This window comes from Sphingobium fluminis, assembly GCF_037723805.1.
GTDB lineage: Bacteria > Pseudomonadota > Alphaproteobacteria > Sphingomonadales > Sphingomonadaceae > Sphingobium.
Genome location: NZ_JBBJUK010000002.1, coordinates 570,172 through 589,903 on the forward strand (window position 1 = coordinate 570,172; position 19,732 = coordinate 589,903).

Here is a 19,732-nt window from a genome sequence, read left to right on the forward strand (position 1 = left end):
CCCGATGCACTGCGCGCTGCTGTCTGGCCCCGATGATTTCGAAGGCTGGCGGACGGCAGCGCGGGGGCTGGCGCTGGCCGGCGTCGGCCCCGCCGATATCGTCTGGCAGGCGGGCGGCGACGCGCCCGATCTTTTTGGACAGGACAGGCCACCTGCAACGGCGGAGACGGCGGGTTTTGCCGTGCCCAAGGCCTTTGTCGAGCTGGCGCAAATGGCGATCCTGCATCGCGAGCCGGAGCGGTTCGCGCTGCTCTATGCGTTGCTTGTGGCGCTGCGCGAACGGCCGGGGATGATGGAGGATCGGGCCGACCCCCTGGTCCGCCGGGTCGAGGGGCTGGCCAAGGCGGTGCGGCGGGACATTCACAAGATGCGGGCGTTCGTGCGCTTTCGCGAGATGCAGGATGCGGACGGCCCGCGCTTCGTTGCGTGGTTCGAGCCGGAGCATCATATCGTGCGGGCCAATGCCGGCTTTTTCGTGCGGCGGTTCGCGTCGATGCGCTGGTCGATCCTGACCCCTGACATCAGCATCCACTGGGATGGCGAGACGTTGAGCGAGGGGCCGGGCGCGAGTGCCAGCGATGCGCCCGCCGGCGATCCGATCGAGGATGTGTGGAAGGGCTATTATGCCGCGATCTTCAACCCTGCCCGCCTCAAGACCGGGGCGATGCTGTCGGAGATGCCTAAGAAATATTGGCGCAATCTGCCCGAGGCCGCGCTTATTCCAGAGCTGGTCGCGGGCGCGCAGGCGCGGGAGGCGGCGATGATCGCGGCGCCGCCGACGCCGCCCCGGATCAGGCCCGCCACGCGGCCCGGCAATGCACAGGGCGCGTGGGCGGCATTGCGCGAGGAGGCGGTGGGCTGCACCCGCTGCCCGCTCTATCGCGATGCGACCCGGACCGTGTTCGGCGAAGGGCCGGTCGACGCGCCGCTGGTCTTCATCGGCGAGCAGCCGGGCGATCAGGAGGATCTTGCCGGACGACCCTTCGTGGGGCCCGCAGGCCAGTTGTTCGACCGCGCGCTGGAGGAGGCCGGGATCGATCGCGGCCGCGCTTACGTCACCAATGCGGTCAAGCATTTCAAACATGAACTGCGTGGCAAGCGCCGCATCCACCAGACGCCCGAGACGCCCGAAATCAATGCCTGTCGCTGGTGGCTGGACCAGGAACTGGGCCTCGTGCGGCCACGCATCGTCGTGGCGCTGGGCGTGACGGCGGCGCGCGCGCTGCTGGGCAAGGCGGTGACGATCAGCCGGACGCGAGGAACAGCGATTGCGCTGGAGAGCGGCGCGGAAGCGTGGGTGACGGTGCATCCGAGCTTTTTGCTGCGCGTGCCGGACGAAGCCCGCAAAGCGGAAGAGCGGGCGCGGTTCGTCGAGGATCTGCGGCAGGTGGGGCAGCGGCTGAAAGCGCTGGCATAGGAACAGCGCGGCTTAACTTCGCATATTTCCCGCATATTTCGCCCATTTGTTGCGTGAGGGTGAAATATTCGGAAAGTCGCGTGAGCGAGCGCCAAGCGGATATGGACGGGGTCAAAGAGCCGGACGCGAAGTGTAGCATTGGCATGCGCCTATAGGACAGTCTGTAGACGATCGATAAAATTGCCTTTTCGATCCGGAAAAGTCGACGTCGACCGGCGCCGATTTTTGCCAGGGCGGGAACTGGATAGCGGCGAAAGGAATTTAAGGCTCCTCTACCCGATAACGGCTCAACAACTGGAGAGATATATGACTAATCATGTAGCGAAAGTCATCGAAGTCGTCGGCACGTCCGAAACGAGCATCGACGACGCCATCAAGGGCGCTATCGCCAAGGCGAGCGAGACGCTCGATAATCTCCAGTGGTTTCAGGTCGTCGAAACGCGCGGCAACATTGCCGACCAGAAGGTCGAGCGGTTCCAGGTCGTGCTGAAAATCGCCTTTGGTTTGACGGATTGAGCAAAGCGGCGCTGCGTCGGTCAGGTCCCAGGCAGTGTCGTTCGAACGGGTGAGTCACGGCTTACCCGTTCGTTCTTTTATCGCAAGGATATCAGTTCGTTTCGAGAACCGTTCCTGAGTGCCATTATGCTTGTCGAAAGTACACTCAGGACGAACGGCTTCAGATCAATCCAATTCCCCACTGCCCTAGTCATAAAGCGCCAAGACACTTTCATAATGGGCCGATGGGCTTGCGTCCCTCAAGACCGGGCTGAGGACAGGCAAAACCCCGATGTCAAAATAGGCCTCTACGCCCTCGCGTACAGTGGATGGCGTACCGAACAGCGTGACGTTTCTGAGCCAATTTTCGCTCAACAATGCCGGAATCCGGTCATGCTCGCCGCTGGACAAAGCAGCCTCGACGGCATCCATTTCCTCGACATAGCCGACCGACCGCCAATAATTGCGGTAATTGGGCAGTCCCATATAGAAAACCTGGCTCTGTCGCATGACATGCAGCGCGACCTCAGGATCGGCATCGATGACGGTCGGAATGGCATTGCCGACGAAAAAGCCTGCCGCGCGACGGTCGGCGGGAATGCGCGCAACCTGTTTTGCAAGATGGAGCCTGCACGCTCTGGACGGGAACACGCCGTCCGCGATTTCAACGGCAAGGTCGAACATTCGGTCCTTAAGCGCTGCCATGATGATCGGCGCTTGCGGCCCCGTCCGCTCGACGGCCGCTCGCATCTGGGCGACATAGGCACGGCAATCCTCAAGCGGCCGACCCGGCTGGACATGATAGACCTGATGGGACAGTGCGTGACTGACCCCGATCCCCAGCCGGAATCGTCCGCCGCTGAGTTCATGCAGATGCGCCCCGGTTTCCGCCAGCGAGACCGCAACACGGTGATAGATAGGCTGCACCGAAGCCATCACCCCGATGGATCGCGTTGCCTCCAGAATGGACTGGGCCATCGCTACGCAATCGCCTGAACTCGGCGTGGCAATCAGCGGAAAATCCCGGCGCTCCACTTCGCTGGCGAAATCTATTATGCGCCGGCGATGGCCGATGACCGACGATACGCCTGTTGTGATACCCGGCATTTGCCTCATCTCAATCTCCTGGCAGAGCCACCTCTTGAATGCAGGTATGCGGCTTTAAATCGAGAAGGTGCGTAGAGCATTGCTTATCGGCTGACCATCGCTCGGCATCGCCGTGACGCAACCGCTGCACCATTGCCGCGTCGCCGTTCCGCTGGCATGGCGGGGGGATGAGCAAGATCGGCCTGCTTGGCGGCTCCTTCAATCCGGCGCATGGCGGGCATCGGGCGATTTCGCTGTTCGCGCTGCGGGCGCTCGGGCTCGACCAGGTCTGGTGGCTGGTGTCGCCGGGCAACCCGTTGAAGCCCGCGCGCGGGATGGCGCCGCTGCCCGCCCGGCTCGCCCGTGCGCGGCAGGTCGCGCGGCGAGCGCCGATTCGCGCGAGCGCGATCGAACGGCAGTTGGGGACGCGCTATACCGTCGATTCGGTGGGCGCACTCGCCCGGCGCTATCCGCGCCACGACTTTATCTGGCTGATGGGGGCCGATAATCTGGCGCAGTTTGGCGCATGGCGGGACTGGCGCGGGATCGCGCGGCAAATGTCCATTGCCGTGATCGCCCGTCCGGGCTATGATGGGGATGCTCATGGCTCTGCGGCCATGAGCTGGCTGCGGCGCTTCGTCCGGTCGCCACGCCAGAGTCGAGACTGGACGACATGGAGACCGCCGGCGCTCGTGCTTTTGCGCTTTCGCCCTGATCCAAGATCGGCAACCCTGCTGCGGCAGGCGGACCCCCTTTGGCATCGCGAATATGAAGATACACGTGTGCGCGATCCGCTCACGCGTCGGTTAGTCGTTTAGGCATTTGCGGACGGGCAGCCCCCAGGGCCATCCGTTCGACGATGCGACACCATAGGAAGGAGCGGCTCCGCCAGTGGCGGGACGCTAGAATGGAGCTTTTTTGACCAGACCCCAACCCGCCAACGACATGGGCCAGGACGTCGAATCCGTGGCCGCCCTGCACGCCCTGGTGATGCAGTCTCTCGACGATGACCAGGCGCTGGAAACCATCTCGATCCCGCTGGAAGGCAAGAGCAGCATCGCCGATTATATGGTGATCGCCAGCGGCCGGTCATCGCGTCAGGTCGCGGCGATCGCCCAGCATCTGGCCGAACGGATCAAGAAGGAAACCGGCCGGTCGGCACGGATCGAGGGCTTGCCGGTCGCGGACTGGGTGCTGATCGACGCGGGCGACGTGATCGTCCACCTGTTCAAGCCCGAAGTGCGCAGCTTCTACAATCTGGAACGGATGTGGGGCTTCGTCGACGCGCCGGTGGCGGGGACGGCCTGATTTTCCGACGCCGTTCGGGCTGAGCCAGGGCGCAGTGGCTTCGCCCAAGGCTCAGGCGCCGGGTAGAGCGAGGTGGCTTCGCCCAAGGCTCAGCCAGGCCCCCTTCGACTGCCAGCCTGCGGCAGGCGCTCAGGACAGGCTTTGACTTCGCTCTGGGCGAACGGATTCCTGTCATGCTTCTCCATATTATCGCGCGCGGGAAGATCGGGCGGTCGCCCGAAGGCGATCTGGTCGACCGTTACGTCAAGCGGCTGACGATGCCGCACAAGATTACCGAGATGCCGGACCGGGGAGGCAGGCTGCCCCCCGCGCCACCGGGAACGGTGAGCGTGATGCTGGACGAAAAGGGCCAGCAGCTGTCCTCGATGAATTTCGCGCGGCGGATCGAGGGCTGGCGCGACACGGGGACCCGCGAATGCCGCTTCCTGATCGGTGCCGCGGATGGCTTCGATGAAGCCGCGCGCGCCCAGGCCGACCTGCTGATCGCGTTCGGCGCGATGACCTGGCCGCACATGATGGCCCGCGCGATGCTGGCCGAACAATTGTGGCGGGCCTGTTCCATCCTTGCCAACCATCCCTATCATCGCGAAGGATAGCGGCCGGACGAACCGGGGGCTTTTGACCGACGTGAAGCGGGGGACGATCATTGCCGTGATGCTGGCGTGCGCGGCGCTGGCCGGGGCGACGCGCCTGATCGCGGCGGACAGGCAGGCGGCGGTGGGGCGGGCCGCCGAAGGGCGGGCTATCGTGCTGACCGGCAATGCGGGGACGACGCTGGCGCAGGAACAGGCGGCGCTGAAAACCGCGCGGCGTCAGTCGGACGAGGCGCGCGCGCGATCGGCGCGGCTGGAACAGCAGGCGGGCGCCGCGCGCGAGGAGGCCGATCGCGCCGCTCGCCGCGCCGCCGCGATGGCCGCGCGCATCCAGGAATCGGAGGCCGATGTGCTGGCGGCGCAGGCGCGAATCGCCATCATCGCAAGGCTGCAACGGGCGCAGGCGGTGCGGCTGGCGGCGCGGCAGGCCCCGGTGGTGCGGTTGGCCGCGGCATTGCAGATCATGGCGCGCCGGCCCCTGCTGCTGGCGCTGGTGCAGCCGGGCTCGGTGGCGGACGCGGTGCATATGCGCGCGGTGCTGGGCCGGATATTGCCGGTGATACAGGCGCGGACGGCGGGGCTGCGCGTCGAGCTGGAGCGCAGCCGGGGCTTGCGCGAAACCGCCGAACAGGCCGCCGGCGCGCTGACGAAGGGCCGCGCCGACCTGCGTCAGCGGCAGGCGGCGCTCCAGACGCTGGAAGGGCGAAAGCGGATCGCCGCGATCGGCCTGCGATCGAGCGCGGGGGTGGAAAGCGACCGGGCGCTGGCGCTGGGCGAGCGCGCGCGCGACATCGTCGACCTGATGGATCGGATCGAACAGGCGGGCGATCTGCGCGAGCAACTGGCGCGATTGTCCGGCCCGGTGCTGCGCCCCGCGCGGCCCGAGCAGGCAGGCGCACCTGCACCCGAGCGGATCGCGGCGGCGGGCGGGCCCCCGCCCTATCGCCTGCCGGTCGTGGGCCAGCTCGTCACCGGCATGGGCGAAGTGTCGGACAGCGGCGTGCGATCGCGCGGCCTGACCATCGCGACCCAGCCGGGCGCGCTCGCGGTGGCGCCGACGGCGGGGCGGATCGCCTTTGCCGGGCCTTATCGCGGCTATGGCCAGATTTTGATCATCGATCATGGGCAGGGCTGGACGACGCTGCTGACCGGGCTGCGCCGGCTGACCGCGCGGGTCGGTGAGAGCGTAGCGCAGGGCGACCCGGTGGGGATCGCGGGCGACGGGCGGCCGACCGTGACGATCGAATTGCGGCGCAACGGGCGACCGGTCGATATCGTGCCGCTGGCGGGGCTGGGATGATCCCGCACGCTGCCGCACCGCCGTTAACCCGACGCTCATCCATGGTACGCCATAATCGCGCCGCGATGCTTTTGCGTTGGTCGCCAATCTCCCCTATATCGGCCTTTCCATGTCAGGATTCACGACACCCATGAAATCGACTTTTCTGCGGGGCGCGGTGGCGCTCGGCGCGCTGGCGCTTATTCCGGCCACCACCGCCGCGATGGCCGATGGGGAAGCCAGCAGCTACAAGGCGCTCGACGAGTTCATGGACGTGTTCCAGAAGGTGCGCACCGACTATGTCGAAAAGGTCGACGACGAAAAATTGATCAAGGGCGCGATCGACGGCATGCTCGCCAGCCTCGATCCGCACAGCAGCTTCCTGGACGCGCGCGATTTCCAGAATCTGCGGGCGCAAACCGAGGGCAGCTATGGGGGGCTTGGCCTGTCCGTCACGCAGGAGGATGGCGCGGTCAAGGTGATCGCGCCGACGCAGGGCACCCCGGCGTGGCGCGCGGGGATCAAGGCGGGCGATTATATCACGCATCTCGACGGCCAGCTCATCTATGGCGGCACGCTGGACGAGGCGGTCGACAAGATGCGCGGGGCGGCGGGCACCACGATCAAGCTGACGATCGTGCGCACCGGCCGCGACAAGCCGATCGAACTGACGCTGACCCGCGAGATCATCGAGATCAAACCGGTGAAATGGGAAGCGAAAAACGGGATCGGCGTCATCACCATCGTGAGTTTTTCAGCCAATACGGGGGCGGATGTGCGTCAGGCGATCCGCAGCATCGACAAGTCGCTGGGGCGCAGGCCGACCGGCTATGTGCTCGACCTGCGATCCAACCCCGGCGGGCTGCTGGACGAGGCGGTGTCGACCAGCGACATCTTCCTCGAACGCGGCGAGATCGTGTCGCAGCGCGGCCGCGCGAAGGGCGATGTCGAGCGCTATTATGCCAAGCCGGGGGACGATGCGAAGGGCCTGCCGGTCGTGGTGCTGGTCGATGCGGGATCGGCGTCGGCCTCCGAAATCGTCGCCGGCGCATTGCAGGACCAGCATCGCGCGCTGGTAATGGGCGAGCGCAGCTTCGGCAAGGGCAGCGTGCAGACGATGCTGCCGCTCAGCAACACGACCGCGCTCAAGCTGACGACGGCGCGCTATTATACGCCGTCGGGCCGGTCGGTACAGGAAGGCGGGATCGAGCCCGATATCCGCGTGCCGCAATTGTCCGACCCCGATTACAAGAACCGCCCCAAATTCCGCGAAAGCGATTTGCGCCGGCACCTGATCAACGAGATCAAGACCGATAATGCCGCGCTGGAGGAGGACGTCAAGGAGGACCCGCGCTTCGCCGCGACCGCCGAAGAGCTGAAGAAAAAGGGCATCGAGGACTTCCAGCTCGATTATGCGCTCAAGACGATCGCGAGGCTGGCGGGGAAGCCCGGCGCCGTGGTCGCGCTGGCGGAGCCGGCTGCGCGCAAGCCGGTGGCGCGCTGAACCCATGCCCCATCCGATCGGTGACGGGGTGAAGCCTTACTTGCCTCTGGCTCGTCTGCTGGCGCTGGTCATACCCTTGTTGTTGCTGGGCGGGGCCTATGTCTCGCAATATGTGGGCGGGCTTTTCCCCTGCGAAATGTGCTGGTGGCAGCGCTACCCGCATATGGTGGCGATTGCGCTCGCGCTGGTCGCTTTTGCGGCGCGCGGCGATGGTCGCGTCAGCACCGCCCTTACCGCACTGGCGGCCCTGGCGATCGGGGTGAGCGGCGGGATCGGCCTGTTCCACGCCGGGGTCGAATATGGCTGGTGGGAGGGACTGACCGCCTGTTCGACCAGCCCGACGAGCGGCAATCCCGCCGACATATTGAGCCAGATCATGGCGACGCCGATCACGCGCTGCGACGTCGCGCCGTGGAGCCTGCTGGGCATTTCGCTCGCGGGCTATAACGGGCTCTTGTCGCTGGGCGCGGCCGTCGCCATCTTGGCGCTGTTGTCGAAAGGACGCAAAGCATGAGCGACCCTCGCCCCTTCCCCCGGCCCGGCCGGCGGATCACGCCGGACGCACAGGCGGCTATGCTGCGCGTCGACCAGGCGGGAGAATTTGGCGCGACACGCATCTATGCGGGGCAGCTCGCCGTAATGGGGGATCGCCACCCGCACGCGCGCGTGATTGCCGGCATGGCGGCACAGGAAGAGCGTCACCGCCGGGCGTTCGACGCGCTGATGACGGCCCGTGGCGTGCGCCCGACTGCGCTGTCGCCACTGTGGGACGTCGCGGGCTTTGCGCTCGGCGCGGTCAGCGCCACGATCGGACCGGAGGCGGCAATGGCCTGCACCGCCGCGATCGAAACAGAAATCGACCGCCATTATACCGAACAACTGGCGCAATTGGGCGAGGATGATGCGGAACTTGCCGACCTCATCGTGGATTTTCAGGCGGAGGAGGTCGAGCATCGCGATGCCGCCATCGCCCACGGCGCGGAACGGGCACCGGCCTATCCCCTCTTGTCGGGCGCCGTTCGCCTTGGCTGCCGAGCCGCCATCGCGCTGTCGAAGCGCATCTGAAGGATGACCAAGATGAAGACGCCCCTGCCCATGTCCCTCGCGACCGCCCTGTTGATGAGCATCGCCGCGCCCGCCATCGCGCAGGACCAGTCGGCGCCCGTCGCGGCGCAAGGGTCCGAGCGGGTCAATCTGGTCATCGTCTATGGCGACGACGCCTGTCCCCAAAGCGCGGGTGACGATATCGTCGTATGCGCACGCAAGGGCGAGGAGGAGCGGTTCCGCATCCCCGAGCCGCTGCGCGGCAATCCCAACCAGCCGAGCCATCAGGCCTGGGGCGAGCGCGTGCGATCGATGGAATATGTCGGCCGCAGCGGGACCGAAAGCTGCTCGCCGGTCGGCGGCGGCGGCGCGACGGGATGTTTCGCGCAGCTCGCCCGGCTCGCCAAGGCCGAACGGCAGGCCGCCGACAGCGCAAGCTGGAAGGATCTGGTCGCGGCCGAGCGCGGCAAGCGCCTGTCGACGATCGACGCCGACAGCAAGGCGATCGAAGCGCGCGTGCTGGCCGAGGAACGAGCGGCGGCGAGCGACGCGGCGGCGACCCCGGCGGACGCTGCGCCCAAACCCTGACGGGGCGGGCGCTGGCGGGCCGCTCCTGACGGGAAGCCGAACCGGTCAGCGTCCTGTCCATATCATCGTGCGCCGTGGGCGGGTTCACGATCACAACAGGGGCGACAAAAGGACCTTATTTCGATGCGAGCGTCCCTGACTATTTTTGCGATTGCCCTGATAGCCAGCGGCGTGGCGCCCCTGCCCGTCATGGCGCAGGCCGAACCACCGCCACAGCGAATCTTCAACCTCATCGTCTATGGTGACGACCCCTGCCCCAAAAGCGAGGGCGACGAGATCGTGGTGTGCGCGCGCAAGCCCGAATCCGAGCGCTATCGAATCCCCAAGAAGCTGCGCGAGAAGCCGGCGGTATCGGGCGGCCCGGGATGGGGCAGCCAGGTGGCGACGATGGAACAGGTGCAGCGCCAGACGCTGCCCAACAGCTGTTCCGCGATCGGCAGCAACGGCTTTACCGGCTGCGCCGCGCAGATGCTGGCGCAATGGTTCGCCGAGCGGCGGATGCAGGAAAGCAAGGGCGAACCCTGAGCGTCTTTGTCGCCGGCAGCGCGGACGACACAGCTTAGGGCAGGTATGAAATACAAAGCTTATTGCCGACCGGGTCGCGGAGATAGGCGGCATAGGCGCCAAATCCCTTGCGTTCGCCCGGCGGGTCTTCGCAGCTCGCGCCCCCGGCCCTGATGCCCGCATCATGCCACGCGTCGACCTGTGCCCTCGAAGCGGCGGCGAAGCCGATCGTTCCGCCGTTCGCCATCGACGCGGCCTTGCTGTCGATCGGCTTCGTGATCCCGAACCTGCCGCCCGCGGTGGAATAGAAAACGCGCCCCATCGGGTCCGTAATGCCGGGGGAGAGGCCAAGAACGCCGAATATGGCGTCGTAGAATTTTTTCGAAGCCGCGATATCGTCGGCGCCTACCATCACATGCGTGAACATGATTCCCTCTCCGACCAGCTTCGTTATGGCGAAGGGATATCAAGTTTTCGGCATATTAGAAGCGCGATTCCCCGGAGCGGCGACGATGCACGCTCAGCGTGGGCCGGTGTCATCCAATGCGCGATCGCCGCCCAGCGCGCGATACAGGCCAACGCGATTGCTGCCGCCGATCAGCCGGGTGGCGATCAGGGTACGTTGCGCCGCATAGAGCGAACGCTGCGCGTCGAGGCTGCTCAGGAAGCCCTCGACCCCGCCCCGATAGCGCGCATCGGCCAGCCGATAGCTGTCGGCGGCGGCGGCGGCCTGAAGCCCGTTGGCGCGCAATTGTTCGTCGATCGTACCCCGCCGGGCAAGCGCGTCCGCCGTTTCGCGGAAGGCCGACTGGATTGCCCGTTCATAGGTGGCGAGCGCCGCATCGCGCTGCGCTTCGCTGAGGGCTACGCCCGCTCGCCCGGCACCGGCGCGGAAGAGCGGATAGGCGGCGCTGCCGCCGCCGGACCAGCCGAACGCCCCGCCGGTGAACAGCGCCGACGGGGCATTGCTGGCGAAGCCAAATGCGCCGGTGAGCGAAATCGTGGGGAACAGCGCCGCGCGCGCAGCGCCGATTTCCGCATTGGCGGCGCGCAACTGATATTCGGCCTGCACGACATCGGGTCGGCGCAGCAGGATGCGGGAGTCGAGGCCGGCCGGCAGGTCAGCGACCGTCGCTGCCGCTTCATCGATCGATGGCGATAGCAGCGCGGGATCGACCGGCGCGCCGACGAGCAACTGAAGCGCGTTGATATCCTGCGCCAGCGCCGTGCGTTGTTGCGCGACATCGGCCTGCGCGGTGGCCAGCACCTGTTCGGCCTGGCGCAGATCGCTGCGCGGCGCGACCCCGCCCTGAAGGCGTGCGCGCGTCAGGCCGACGCTGCGTCCGGCGCTGACCACGGTGTCCTGCGCGATTTGCAGCAGAGACGCGTCGGCGGCGTAGGTCAGCCAGGCGTCGGCGATGTCGCCGACCAGCGTCAGTCGGGTGGCGCGGGCGGCGGACTCGGTAGCGAAATAGCGGTTCTGGTCGGCGCGGCTGAGCGAGGCGAGCCGGCCGAACAGGTCGATTTCGAACGCATTGATCCCGATATCGGCGGAATAGCCGGCGCGACCGCCCGGCGAGCCGCCGCCATTGGCGTTCGCCCCGGTCGCGCTGCCGCTATCGGAATAGCTCGCCCCGCCGCCCAGATCGATTCGGGGTAGCTGGCTGGCGCGCTGGATTTGATATTGCGCGCGCGCGGCGGCGATGTTGGCAGCCGCCACGCGCAGGTCGCGATTATTGGCGAGCGCCAGGTCGATCAGCTTTTGAAGGCGCATGTCGCGAAAAATGTCGCGGTAGGTCAGCGCGGGGAGCGCGGCCTCGCTCTGACGCAGATAGGCGTCGCCGACCGGCCAGGACGGCGGCACGGCGAGTTCCGGCTGCGCCATTTTCGGGTCCATCGAGCAGGCGGTCGCCGCCAGCATCGCGATCAGGACCAGCTTGCGAGTCACGCCTTTGCCTCCGGCTCATGATGATGCAGCCGGCTGAGCGCATCGCGCGTGGTGCGCCGGACCATGATGTAGAAGAGGGGTATGTAGAAGATCGCGAGGATCGTCGCGGTCAGCATGCCGCCGATGACCGCCGTGCCGATCGCGATGCGGCTGTTCGCGCCCGCGCCGGTGGAAAGGGCGAGCGGCAACACGCCGAAGACGAAGGCGAGGCTCGTCATCAGGATCGGCCGCAGCCGGATGCGCGCCGCCTCGATCGCGGCGTCGATCACGCGTTTGCCCTGTTTTTCGGCATGGTCCGCGAACTCGATCATCAGGATGGCGTTTTTCGCGGCGAGGCCCATGGTCGTCAGCAGCCCGATCTGAAGATAGACGTCATTTTCAAGGCCCCGCAGCGTCACCGCGAAGATCGCGCCGACAAGGCCGAGCGGCACGATCAGCATCACCGCGATCGGGATGCTCCAGCTTTCATAGAGGGCCGCGAGGCACAGGAATACGATCAGCAGTGAGAGGGCGTAGAGGAGCGGCGCCTGCCCGGACGACAGCCTTTCCTGATAGGAAAGACCGGCCCAGGCAACGCTGGTCCCCGGATGTTTCGCCGCCAGCGCCTGCATCCGGTCCATCGCCTCGCCCGAACTTGCGCCCGGAGTCGCCTGCCCCTGAAATTCGAAGGAGGGCAGGCCCTGGAAGCGCGACAAAGTGGTGGGCGCGGTCGACCAGAAGGTCCGCGAAAAGGCGGAGAAGGGCGCCATCTGGCCGTTATTGCCGCGCACGAACCATTCGGCGATTCCGTCAGGGTTCGACCGGAACGGCGCGTCGCCCTGAACATAGACCCGCTTCACGCGACCGCGATCGACGAAGTCGTTGACGTAGCGGCCGCCATAAGCGGTCGAGAGCGTGCTGTTCACATCGACCGTGGCCAGGCCGAGCGCGGTCGCCTTTTCCTGATCCACCTCGACCTTGAGCGTGGCGATATCGGGCAGTTCCGACAGGCGAACGGAGGACAGAGCGGGATCTTTCGATGCGTCCGCCAGCAGCGCGTCGCGCGCCGCCATGAACGCTTCCGTCGTCAGCCCGCCTGTGTTCTGCAATTCCATCGTAAAGCCGTTGGACTGGCCCAGGCCCCTGATGGCGGGCGGCAGCAGCACGAACACCTGCCCGTCGCGCAAGCCCCGGAACGCGGCGTTGGCCCGCGCCACGATCGCGTCCGCGCTGTTCGTCTTGCCCTCGCGATCGGCCCAGTCGGTGAAGTTGATGAAGCCCTGACCCGTATTCTGGCCGACGGCGTTACCGCCACCGCCGCCCGCCACCGTCGCCAGCGTGGCGACATTGGCTTTTTCATGCGCCATAAAATAGCGCTCGACATGCTGCTGGACGGCTGTCGTCCGGCCCTGGGTCGCGCCTGCGGGCAGGCGCATCTGGATGGAGCCCGCACCCTGATCCTCGGTCGGCAGAAAGCTGGTCGGCAATCGCACGAACATGATGACGAGCAGCGCCGCGACAATCACATAGATGAACACGAACAGCCATTTGCGGTCGACGGTGGTGACGATCGCGCTTTCGTAGCGATTGACCATGCGATCGAAGCCCCGGTTGAACCCCTGTTTGGCGCGCTCCAGCAGATGAGCGGCCTTTGGGGCATGCCGGCCGAGCCAGCTGTCGTCGGGCGCGCCTTTGGCGGGTTTGCGCCGCAACAGGGTCGAGGTGAGCGCGGGGCTGAGGATCAGGGCCACCAGCACGGACAGCATCATCGCCGATACGATGGTGACGGAAAATTGCCGGTAGATCACGCCGGTCGATCCACCGAAAAACGCCATGGGCAGGAATACCGCCGAAAGGACGAGGGCGATCGCGACCAACGCGACCTGAATCTCCTTCATCGACTGGGTCGTCGCTTCACGCGGCCTCATGTCGGGATTTTCGTCGAGCAGGCGTTCGACATTTTCGACCACGACGATGGCGTCATCCACCAGCAGCCCGATCGCCAGCACCATGCCGAACAGCGTCAGCGTGTTGATCGAAAATCCGAGCAGATAGAAAATGCCCACCGTCCCCAGCAGCACGACTGGCACCGCGATGGCCGGAATCAATGTGGCCCGCCAGCTCTGGAGAAAAACGAACATGACGAGGATGACGAGAAGGATCGCCTCGATCAGCGTCTTGACGACTTCCTCGACCGACAATTTGATGAAGCTGGTGGTGTCGTTCGCATAGGCATAGGCAATGCCGGGCGGGAAGGCCTTCGCAATGGCCTCGACTTCCGCCTTGACGAGTTCGGCGGTCTTGAGGGCGTCGGCGCCGGGCGCGAGCGAGATCAGCATGGCCCCGCCCGGATGCCGGTTGATGCGGCTGACGCTATTATAGTTTTCCGCGCCCAGCTCGACCCGTGCGACATCGCGAATGCGGACGCTTGCGCCATTTGACTGTGTCTTGAGGATGATGGCGCCAAATTGCGCCGGCGTCTGAAGACGGGATTGGGCGGTGATGGTTGCGTTGAGCATCTGCTCGCGCGGCTGCGGCTGGCCGCCAATCTCGCCGGCGGCAACCTCCGCATTCTGGTTCTGGACGGCGGCGACGACATCGCCGGGCATCAGGCCGAAGGAGGCGAGCCGGTCTGGATTGAGCCAGATCCGCATCGCGTAGGGCGCGCCAAGCACATTGACTTCGCCCACGCCCTGAACCCGACCGAGGCGGTCCTGCATGTTGGACGCCATCCAGTCGGACACGTCCATATTGGTTCTCTGGTCGGTCTCGTCAAAGACGCCGATCAGCAGCAGCTGATCGGGATTCGACTTGGTGACGCGCAGGCCCTGTTGCTGCACCTGGGCCGGCAGGCGGGACAGCGCCTGCTGCACCTGATTTTGCACCTGAACTTGCGCGATATCAGGGTCTGTGCCCTTCTCGAAGGTCGCGCTGATCGTCACCTGCCCGCGCGAGCTGGACGAGGAGCTGAAATACAGCAGGCCGTCGATCCCGGTCAGCTGCTGTTCGACCACCTGGGTGACGCTGTTCTGAATCGTTTCAGCGGAGGCGCCGGGATAGCTGGCGCGCACATTGACCTGTGGCGGCGCGACGTCGGGATATTGGGCCACCGGCAGCGCGGTAAGAGCGCCGATCCCGCCAAGCATGACGATGATGGCCAGCACCCACGCGAAAATGGGCCGATCGATGAAGATGCGGGACATGGAGCTAGGCGCCCCCGGCCTTGTCCTTGCCGGGCCGAGGCGGCGCAATGCGTTCGGGCGAACCCGCGGGCACGGGCTTGAGCGGCGATCCGGGCTTGAGCGCCATGCCCCCGCCGCCGCGCTGCACGATCACTTTGTCGCCGGGCGCCAGGCCCCGGGTCACGATCCAGTTGGCGCCCTGCGCATGATCGGCGGTGACCTTGCGAACCACGACCTTGTTATCAGGGCCGACGAGGAACAGGCTGGCCTGACCCTTCGCGTCACGCGTCAGCGCCTGTTGCGGCACCAGAAAGGCGCGCGAGTCGATCGACTGGGCAAAGGTCGCGCGCACGAACATGCCCGGCAGCAGCAGGCCCTGCGGATTGTCGAACCGCGCGCGCAGGGTGATGGTGCCGGTGCCCGGATCGACCACCACCTCGGAAAATTCGACCGTCCCGGTCCGGTCATAATCGGACCCGTCCTCCAGCCTCAGCCGCACCACCGCGCTCGCGCGCTGGACGCCACCGCCGCTCAGGGCGCGGCGCAGCGCCAGCAGCTCGCCGCTCGATTGCTGGATGTCGACGAAGATCGGGTCGAGCCGCTGGATGACGGCAAGCGGATCGACCTGGTTGGCCGTAACCAGCGCGCCCTCGGTCATCAGCGACCGGCCGATCCGCCCCGTGATCGGCGCGGGGACGCTGGTGAAGCGCAGGTTGATCCGGGCGGTCTCCAACTGGGCGCTGGTCTGCGCGACCGCCGCCTGCGCCTGGCGCGCGGCCCCGGCGGCGTCGGTATAATCCTGTTTGGCCACCGCCTCGATCTGCGCGAGCGGCCGGAACCGATCCGCGCGGCTGCGGGTGGCGTCGGCATTGGCCCTCGCGCTCTGCACATTGGCCTGCGCCTCGTTCACCGCCGCGCGATAGAGGCTGGGATCGACCTGATACAGCGTCTGCCCCTGACGAACGATCGATCCTTCGGTGAAGAGGCGCTTGCGCAGGATGCCCGCGACCTGCGGTCGAACCTCCGACATCTGGTAAGGCGTCACCCGGCCGCTCAATTCGGTCGTCACGGGCACGCTGGTCGCCCGCGCCACGATGAAACCCACCTGGGCGGGCCCGCCCGGGCCCTTGCCCGATGCGGCATCCTTGCCCACGCCCGAGCAGGCGGCCAACAGCAGCGCCGCGGACAAAATCAGGGGGGCGCGAACGACCGGAAAAGCCGCAGGAATCGATCTCAAGATTTTTGCCTGTCCATAGAGAAAAGCCCGAGGCTGACAGCCGGCCAACTTTGCTGACGACGAATAGTCGCATAGCCAAAGGGGGTCACTGCATAAAATGTATCAGATCGTATCAGGATTGCGCCGTTCCGGTCACAAGAACGCCGCGAAGCGCAGATCGGAATGTCGCGGCAAGCAGGCGGTAATCGCTGGTCGGCCGGGTGCATATGTGAACGGCGAGGCCGCGCGCCATCACCAACAGGGTTTCCGCGCGCTCGTCGATTTCCTGTTGGGGCAGGTCGCGCAACAAGGGTTCGATGATCGAACGAAAGGCGAGCCGAAGCGGGTCGTTCACACGCGCGACGAGATCGAGGAATTTGGGATTGCGCCCCGCTTCGGCGATGATTTCGAGCGTCAGCGCCGACCGGTCGTGGCTGAACAGGGACATGATCTCCTTTGGCAGGGTTTCGATCATCGTCGCCTGCGTGGCGATGCAAAACGATGAACCAGTGCATGATTTCCGGCAAAGCCTCGAACGATCCGCCCGCGCGCAGGGCGGCGCGTTCGCGCAGACCAGCGTCGTCGAATTTACGAGCCTTTACCCACGAATGAATTTCCGGCGGGGCAGAGGTAGGTTATAGGCCCCAACGTTCAAAGCCTGAAGGCGGGCCGATATTTTCGGCCGAGCTGGACGGCGATGAACAAGCGGGTTTTTTAGCGAGTAAGGATCGTCAGAATGAAACTGGGTAAATTAGGCGTGTGGGTTGCCCTCGACGGACCCATCGGCTTTTTCGAGGATGATCAGTCCGCCGGGTTGGGACGCGCGACCGCGCCACGGATCGCCTCTTTCGCGCAGCGTGTGGAAGAGCTTGGCTATGCTGCGATCTGGTTACCGGACGGTTTTGGCCGGGACTCGTTCATCGCATCGGCGCTGCTGCTCGCCAGCACCAAAGATCTCGTCGCCGCTACCGGCATTTCTTCCATCTATTCGCGCGATAGCGTCGCCACGGCCGCTGCGGCCACGGCATTGAACGAATGGTCCGGCGGGCGTTTCATTCTTGGCCTTGGCGTGTCGCACGCCCCGGCGGTAGAAGGCATGCGCGGGCATGATTACACCAAGCCCGTGTCGACCATGCGCGCCTATCTCGAAGGCATGACGAACGCGCCCTACAATGCCGCCCTTCCGACCGAAAAAACACCGGTCCTGCTGGCCGCGCTTCGGGGCAAGATGCTCGAACTCGCCCGCGACAAGGCCGATGGCGCGCACCCGTTCAACGTGACGCCACAGCATACGGCGCAGGCACGGGACATTCTGGGCCCCGGCAAATTGCTGTGCGTCGAACAGAAGCTGATCCTGGAAACCGACCCGGCAAAGGCGCGCGCCATCGGCAGGGCGGAACTCGAACTCTATCTCGGCCTTGACAATTATCTGAACTCCTGGCGCGCCATGGGCTTTAGCGACGACGATTTCGCGAATGGCGGCTCTGATCATCTGATCGATTCGATCATCGGCTGGGGCGACGAGAACGCCCTGCGCAAGCGGATCGACCAGCATTTCGACGCCGGGGCGGACCATGTCTGCTTCAAGCCGGTCGGACCGGACAATGGCACCGACATGCGCATCGTCGAACTGCTCGCGCCCGGGCGCTGACGCAGCGGGACATGAAGGGTGAAGCGTGGCGAGTCACAGGCGAAGGCGCAAATGGGCGCCGATCTCGGTGACAGGCTGTTCTTCACCCTGTTCTTTTCCAGGACCGCCGGAAGCACAGAAGGGGAGAGGCTTTAAAGATCGATCATCATCGTGGAGCAGGCAGAGACACATCGCCCTGCCCGCCGATCGCGGTCCGCACACCCCTGCCCGGCACCGTCCGTTGACGACCGTCCCCACATCCGGCGATGGCGATTCAGCCGTCGCCCGGTCGCCGCCATCGCGCCGACTCGTCGCTGCGGTGGTTGCGCTTTTTTTCATCTGGGGCGGGCTCACAAGCCTGAACGATATCCTGATCCCCAAGCTCAAAGGGCTGTCTTCGCTCTCCTATGCCGAAGCGATGCTGGCGCAGTTCGCCTTTTTCATGGCTTATTTCCTCATTTCCGTCCCGGCGGGCGCATTGATCGCCCGGGTCGGCTATATGAAGGGTATCGTCATTGGCCTTTCGACCATGGCCGCGGGGTGCCTGATGTTCGTGCCCGCCGAACGCATGGCCTTTCTGGCGCGCGAGGCAGCGGTTATCGGTCACGCCTATATCGTCATCGCCGCGATCCTGATCTGCGTCGCGCTCTTCTTCCTGATTCGCCGCGCCGCGATCGCCGGTGGACAGGGGCATCGGTGAGCCTTTCGGGATCGCTGTCGCTGCTGCGCAACAGGCGGCTTGCCGGCGGCGTGCTGTCGATCTGCCTCTATGTCGGGGCGGAGGTGGCGATCGGGTCGATGCTCGTCAATTATCTTGGGCAGGACCGGGTCATGGGTCTTGGCGAACAGGTAGCCGGGACGATGATCGCTTTTTACTGGGGTGGCGCGATGGTCGGGCGCTTTGCGGGCGCCATCCTGCTCCGGCGTTTCCGGCCAGGAGCGGTCCTGTCGCTGGTCTGCCTCGGTGCGGCCATGCTCGTGACCTTGTCCGCGCTGTCCACAGGCGCGCTGGCCGGCTATGCCATCCTCGCCGTCGGACTGATGAATGCGATCATGTTTCCCACGATTTTCAGCGTGGGCATGGAAGGTCTTGGCGTCGGCGGGGCGCTCATCCCGCTGCTGACCGGCGGCGTGGCCGACGCCGCGTCGCTGGCGACGGCGCTCGTCATTCCCGAAAACTTCCAGTGCAAAATCCCGGAAATGCCGCAAGAATTTGGCCCCTTGAGGGGAAGGTTCTATCTAGTCAGGATTTTAGGACTGTTTGGTGCGGTCGAGAAGACTCGAACTTCCACGGCCTTTCGGCCACAACGACCTCAACGTTGCGCGTCTACCAGTTCCGCCACGACCGCACATTCAAAGGGAAACCGGCTGGGCCGGCACCTGGTAGGCGCTGGCCATTAGCAAAGGCTTTCCCGCCATGCAACCACCGATCTGCACGGGCGTTGATGATGGTGTGATTGGACTTGTCATGCCGTTTGCGAAAGCCCGCGAGCGCATGGATTGGCGGAGTGATCCCATGGTGATGCGGTTCTGGCTGGCGAGCGGCGGGGTCATGATGGCCGGGCTGATGGCCGGCATGGGACTGGGTTCCTATGCGACGCATATCCCCGCTGCTTCGCCTGTACCGTTTGAGGGGGAAGCCGACGATATGGGCGCGTCTACCATCGGCCATGATGACTCCGGTCCATCCGCAATTGCCTTGCGCGGGCCGTCCGAGATCAGTTGCAAGGGTTGCGGGCCGACCCTGTCCGATCGCCGCATGGCGGCCGACATGGCCGAGTTGCCGGTGCCACGCTATCTGGCGGACGAGGATTATCGCCAGCAGTTCGACGACCTGCCGACCCCGGTTTATGAGGCCGCGCAGACCATCGCCGCCCCTGCCCCGTCACCGGCCCCGGCGACCGATGGCACGGTGGCGATGATCGAGCCGGCGCAGGACGCGCCTGCGCCCTGAACGGC

The 19,732-nt window shown here is 65.6% G+C and carries 20 protein-coding genes and 1 tRNA gene; 14 read left to right on the forward strand and 7 right to left on the reverse strand.

Annotated features, from left to right (window positions below; all coding sequences use genetic code 11):
* Nucleotides 1–4: 4 nt before the first annotated feature.
* Both WG907_RS08945 and WG907_RS08950 read left to right on the forward strand, forming a co-directional pair.
* Nucleotides 5–1,417: a UdgX family uracil-DNA binding protein gene (locus tag WG907_RS08945; protein WP_340232498.1), complete on the forward strand. Its 1,413-nt coding sequence runs from the start codon at nt 5–7 to the stop codon at nt 1,415–1,417.
* A 306-nt stretch (nt 1,418–1,723) separates the two neighbouring features.
* Nucleotides 1,724–1,933 (forward strand): dodecin, encoded by a 210-nt coding sequence (locus WG907_RS08950; RefSeq protein ID WP_340232397.1) that lies wholly within the window; start codon nt 1,724–1,726, stop codon nt 1,931–1,933.
* Nucleotides 1,934–2,119: 186 nt separating this feature from the next.
* Here the strand turns inward: WG907_RS08950 and WG907_RS08955 are convergent, their stop codons facing one another.
* Complete coding sequence (locus tag WG907_RS08955; protein WP_340232398.1) at nt 2,120–3,028, reverse strand: LLM class flavin-dependent oxidoreductase; 909 nt, start codon at nt 3,026–3,028, stop codon at nt 2,120–2,122.
* Nucleotides 3,029–3,186: 158 nt separating this feature from the next.
* Between WG907_RS08955 and WG907_RS08960 the strand changes: the two genes are divergently transcribed.
* The 9 genes from WG907_RS08960 to WG907_RS09000 all read left to right on the forward strand — a co-directional run bounded on the left by WG907_RS08960 (nt 3,187) and on the right by WG907_RS09000 (nt 9,839).
* Nucleotides 3,187–3,816: a nicotinate-nucleotide adenylyltransferase gene (locus tag WG907_RS08960; protein WP_340232399.1), complete on the forward strand. Its 630-nt coding sequence runs from the start codon at nt 3,187–3,189 to the stop codon at nt 3,814–3,816.
* Nucleotides 3,817–3,916: 100 nt separating this feature from the next.
* The gene (gene rsfS / locus WG907_RS08965) at nt 3,917–4,306 is read left to right on the forward strand and encodes a ribosome silencing factor (RefSeq protein WP_445326787.1); all 390 of its coding nucleotides are present in this window, start codon (nt 3,917–3,919) and stop codon (nt 4,304–4,306) included.
* Nucleotides 4,307–4,479: 173 nt separating this feature from the next.
* Entirely contained in the window at nt 4,480–4,902 is a 423-nt protein-coding gene (locus WG907_RS08970) for a 23S rRNA (pseudouridine(1915)-N(3))-methyltransferase RlmH (protein WP_340232400.1), read from the forward strand.
* A 58-nt stretch (nt 4,903–4,960) separates the two neighbouring features.
* Nucleotides 4,961–6,199, forward strand: coding sequence for a murein hydrolase activator EnvC family protein (locus WG907_RS08975; protein ID WP_445326794.1), 1,239 nt, complete (start codon nt 4,961–4,963; stop codon nt 6,197–6,199).
* Nucleotides 6,200–6,329: 130 nt separating this feature from the next.
* Nucleotides 6,330–7,682, forward strand: a complete 1,353-nt coding sequence (locus WG907_RS08980) for a S41 family peptidase (RefSeq protein WP_340232401.1) — start codon at nt 6,330–6,332, stop codon at nt 7,680–7,682.
* Between the two features lie 4 nt (nt 7,683–7,686).
* Nucleotides 7,687–8,196 carry a disulfide bond formation protein B gene (locus tag WG907_RS08985; RefSeq protein WP_340232402.1) on the forward strand — a complete coding sequence of 170 codons (510 nt, stop codon included), beginning with the start codon at nt 7,687–7,689 and terminating at the stop codon, nt 8,194–8,196.
* Nucleotides 8,193–8,747 (forward strand): demethoxyubiquinone hydroxylase family protein, encoded by a 555-nt coding sequence (locus WG907_RS08990; RefSeq protein WP_340232403.1) that lies wholly within the window; start codon nt 8,193–8,195, stop codon nt 8,745–8,747. The genes WG907_RS08985 and WG907_RS08990 overlap by 4 nt, the downstream gene beginning before the upstream one ends.
* A gap of 12 nt (nt 8,748–8,759) precedes the next feature.
* Complete coding sequence (locus WG907_RS08995) at nt 8,760–9,314, forward strand: hypothetical protein (protein ID WP_340232404.1); 555 nt, start codon at nt 8,760–8,762, stop codon at nt 9,312–9,314.
* Nucleotides 9,315–9,437: 123 nt separating this feature from the next.
* Nucleotides 9,438–9,839: a hypothetical protein gene (locus WG907_RS09000; protein WP_340232405.1), complete on the forward strand. Its 402-nt coding sequence runs from the start codon at nt 9,438–9,440 to the stop codon at nt 9,837–9,839.
* A 34-nt stretch (nt 9,840–9,873) separates the two neighbouring features.
* On the opposite strand, the gene WG907_RS09005 is transcribed toward WG907_RS09000, so the two are convergent.
* The 5 genes from WG907_RS09005 to WG907_RS09025 all read right to left on the reverse strand — a co-directional run bounded on the left by WG907_RS09005 (nt 9,874) and on the right by WG907_RS09025 (nt 16,618).
* A complete protein-coding gene (locus tag WG907_RS09005; protein WP_340232406.1) occupies nt 9,874–10,245 on the reverse strand; it encodes a VOC family protein in 372 nt (123 codons plus the stop codon).
* 93 nt (nt 10,246–10,338) lie between these two features.
* The gene (locus WG907_RS09010; protein ID WP_340232407.1) at nt 10,339–11,766 is read right to left on the reverse strand and encodes an efflux transporter outer membrane subunit; all 1,428 of its coding nucleotides are present in this window, start codon (nt 11,764–11,766) and stop codon (nt 10,339–10,341) included.
* The gene (locus WG907_RS09015; protein WP_340232408.1) at nt 11,763–14,948 is read right to left on the reverse strand and encodes a multidrug efflux RND transporter permease subunit; all 3,186 of its coding nucleotides are present in this window, start codon (nt 14,946–14,948) and stop codon (nt 11,763–11,765) included. The genes WG907_RS09010 and WG907_RS09015 overlap by 4 nt, the downstream gene beginning before the upstream one ends.
* A 4-nt stretch (nt 14,949–14,952) precedes the next feature.
* Nucleotides 14,953–16,155: an efflux RND transporter periplasmic adaptor subunit gene (locus tag WG907_RS09020; RefSeq protein ID WP_340232501.1), complete on the reverse strand. Its 1,203-nt coding sequence runs from the start codon at nt 16,153–16,155 to the stop codon at nt 14,953–14,955.
* A 121-nt stretch (nt 16,156–16,276) separates the two neighbouring features.
* Nucleotides 16,277–16,618, reverse strand: a complete 342-nt coding sequence (locus WG907_RS09025) for a TetR family transcriptional regulator C-terminal domain-containing protein (protein ID WP_340232409.1) — start codon at nt 16,616–16,618, stop codon at nt 16,277–16,279.
* 261 nt (nt 16,619–16,879) lie between these two features.
* Between WG907_RS09025 and WG907_RS09030 the strand changes: the two genes are divergently transcribed.
* Nucleotides 16,880–17,794, forward strand: coding sequence for a TIGR03620 family F420-dependent LLM class oxidoreductase (locus WG907_RS09030; RefSeq protein WP_340232410.1), 915 nt, complete (start codon nt 16,880–16,882; stop codon nt 17,792–17,794).
* Nucleotides 17,795–18,014: 220 nt separating this feature from the next.
* A complete protein-coding gene (locus WG907_RS09035) occupies nt 18,015–18,473 on the forward strand; it encodes an MFS transporter (protein WP_340232411.1) in 459 nt (152 codons plus the stop codon).
* A gap of 562 nt (nt 18,474–19,035) precedes the next feature.
* Here the strand turns inward: WG907_RS09035 and WG907_RS09040 are convergent.
* A tRNA-Leu gene (locus tag WG907_RS09040) sits at nt 19,036–19,122 on the reverse strand.
* Between the two features lie 119 nt (nt 19,123–19,241).
* Between WG907_RS09040 and WG907_RS09045 the strand changes: the two genes are divergently transcribed.
* On the forward strand, nt 19,242–19,727 hold the full coding sequence (locus WG907_RS09045; protein ID WP_340232412.1) for a hypothetical protein: 486 nt from the start codon (nt 19,242–19,244) through the stop codon (nt 19,725–19,727).
* Nucleotides 19,728–19,732 lie beyond the last annotated feature (5 nt).

Bases quoted from the DNA above. Each gene is read 5' to 3' on its own strand.
- WG907_RS08945 (WP_340232498.1), top strand. From the start codon at position 5: ATGCACTGCGCGCTGCTGTCTGGCCCCGATGATTTCGAAGGCTGGCGG.
- WG907_RS08950 (WP_340232397.1), top strand. From the start codon at position 1,724: ATGACTAATCATGTAGCGAAAGTCATCGAAGTCGTCGGCACGTCCGAA.
- WG907_RS08955 (WP_340232398.1), bottom strand. From the start codon at position 3,028: ATGAGGCAAATGCCGGGTATCACAACAGGCGTATCGTCGGTCATCGGC.
- WG907_RS08960 (WP_340232399.1), top strand. From the start codon at position 3,187: ATGAGCAAGATCGGCCTGCTTGGCGGCTCCTTCAATCCGGCGCATGGC.
- WG907_RS08970 (WP_340232400.1), top strand. From the start codon at position 4,480: ATGCTTCTCCATATTATCGCGCGCGGGAAGATCGGGCGGTCGCCCGAA.
- WG907_RS08975 (WP_445326794.1), top strand. From the start codon at position 4,961: ATGCTGGCGTGCGCGGCGCTGGCCGGGGCGACGCGCCTGATCGCGGCG.
- WG907_RS08980 (WP_340232401.1), top strand. From the start codon at position 6,330: ATGAAATCGACTTTTCTGCGGGGCGCGGTGGCGCTCGGCGCGCTGGCG.
- WG907_RS08985 (WP_340232402.1), top strand. From the start codon at position 7,687: ATGCCCCATCCGATCGGTGACGGGGTGAAGCCTTACTTGCCTCTGGCT.
- WG907_RS08990 (WP_340232403.1), top strand. From the start codon at position 8,193: ATGAGCGACCCTCGCCCCTTCCCCCGGCCCGGCCGGCGGATCACGCCG.
- WG907_RS08995 (WP_340232404.1), top strand. From the start codon at position 8,760: ATGAAGACGCCCCTGCCCATGTCCCTCGCGACCGCCCTGTTGATGAGC.
- WG907_RS09000 (WP_340232405.1), top strand. From the start codon at position 9,438: ATGCGAGCGTCCCTGACTATTTTTGCGATTGCCCTGATAGCCAGCGGC.
- WG907_RS09005 (WP_340232406.1), bottom strand. From the start codon at position 10,245: ATGTTCACGCATGTGATGGTAGGCGCCGACGATATCGCGGCTTCGAAA.
- WG907_RS09015 (WP_340232408.1), bottom strand. From the start codon at position 14,948: ATGTCCCGCATCTTCATCGATCGGCCCATTTTCGCGTGGGTGCTGGCC.
- WG907_RS09025 (WP_340232409.1), bottom strand. From the start codon at position 16,618: ATGATCGAAACCCTGCCAAAGGAGATCATGTCCCTGTTCAGCCACGAC.
- WG907_RS09030 (WP_340232410.1), top strand. From the start codon at position 16,880: ATGAAACTGGGTAAATTAGGCGTGTGGGTTGCCCTCGACGGACCCATC.
- WG907_RS09045 (WP_340232412.1), top strand. From the start codon at position 19,242: ATGCCGTTTGCGAAAGCCCGCGAGCGCATGGATTGGCGGAGTGATCCC.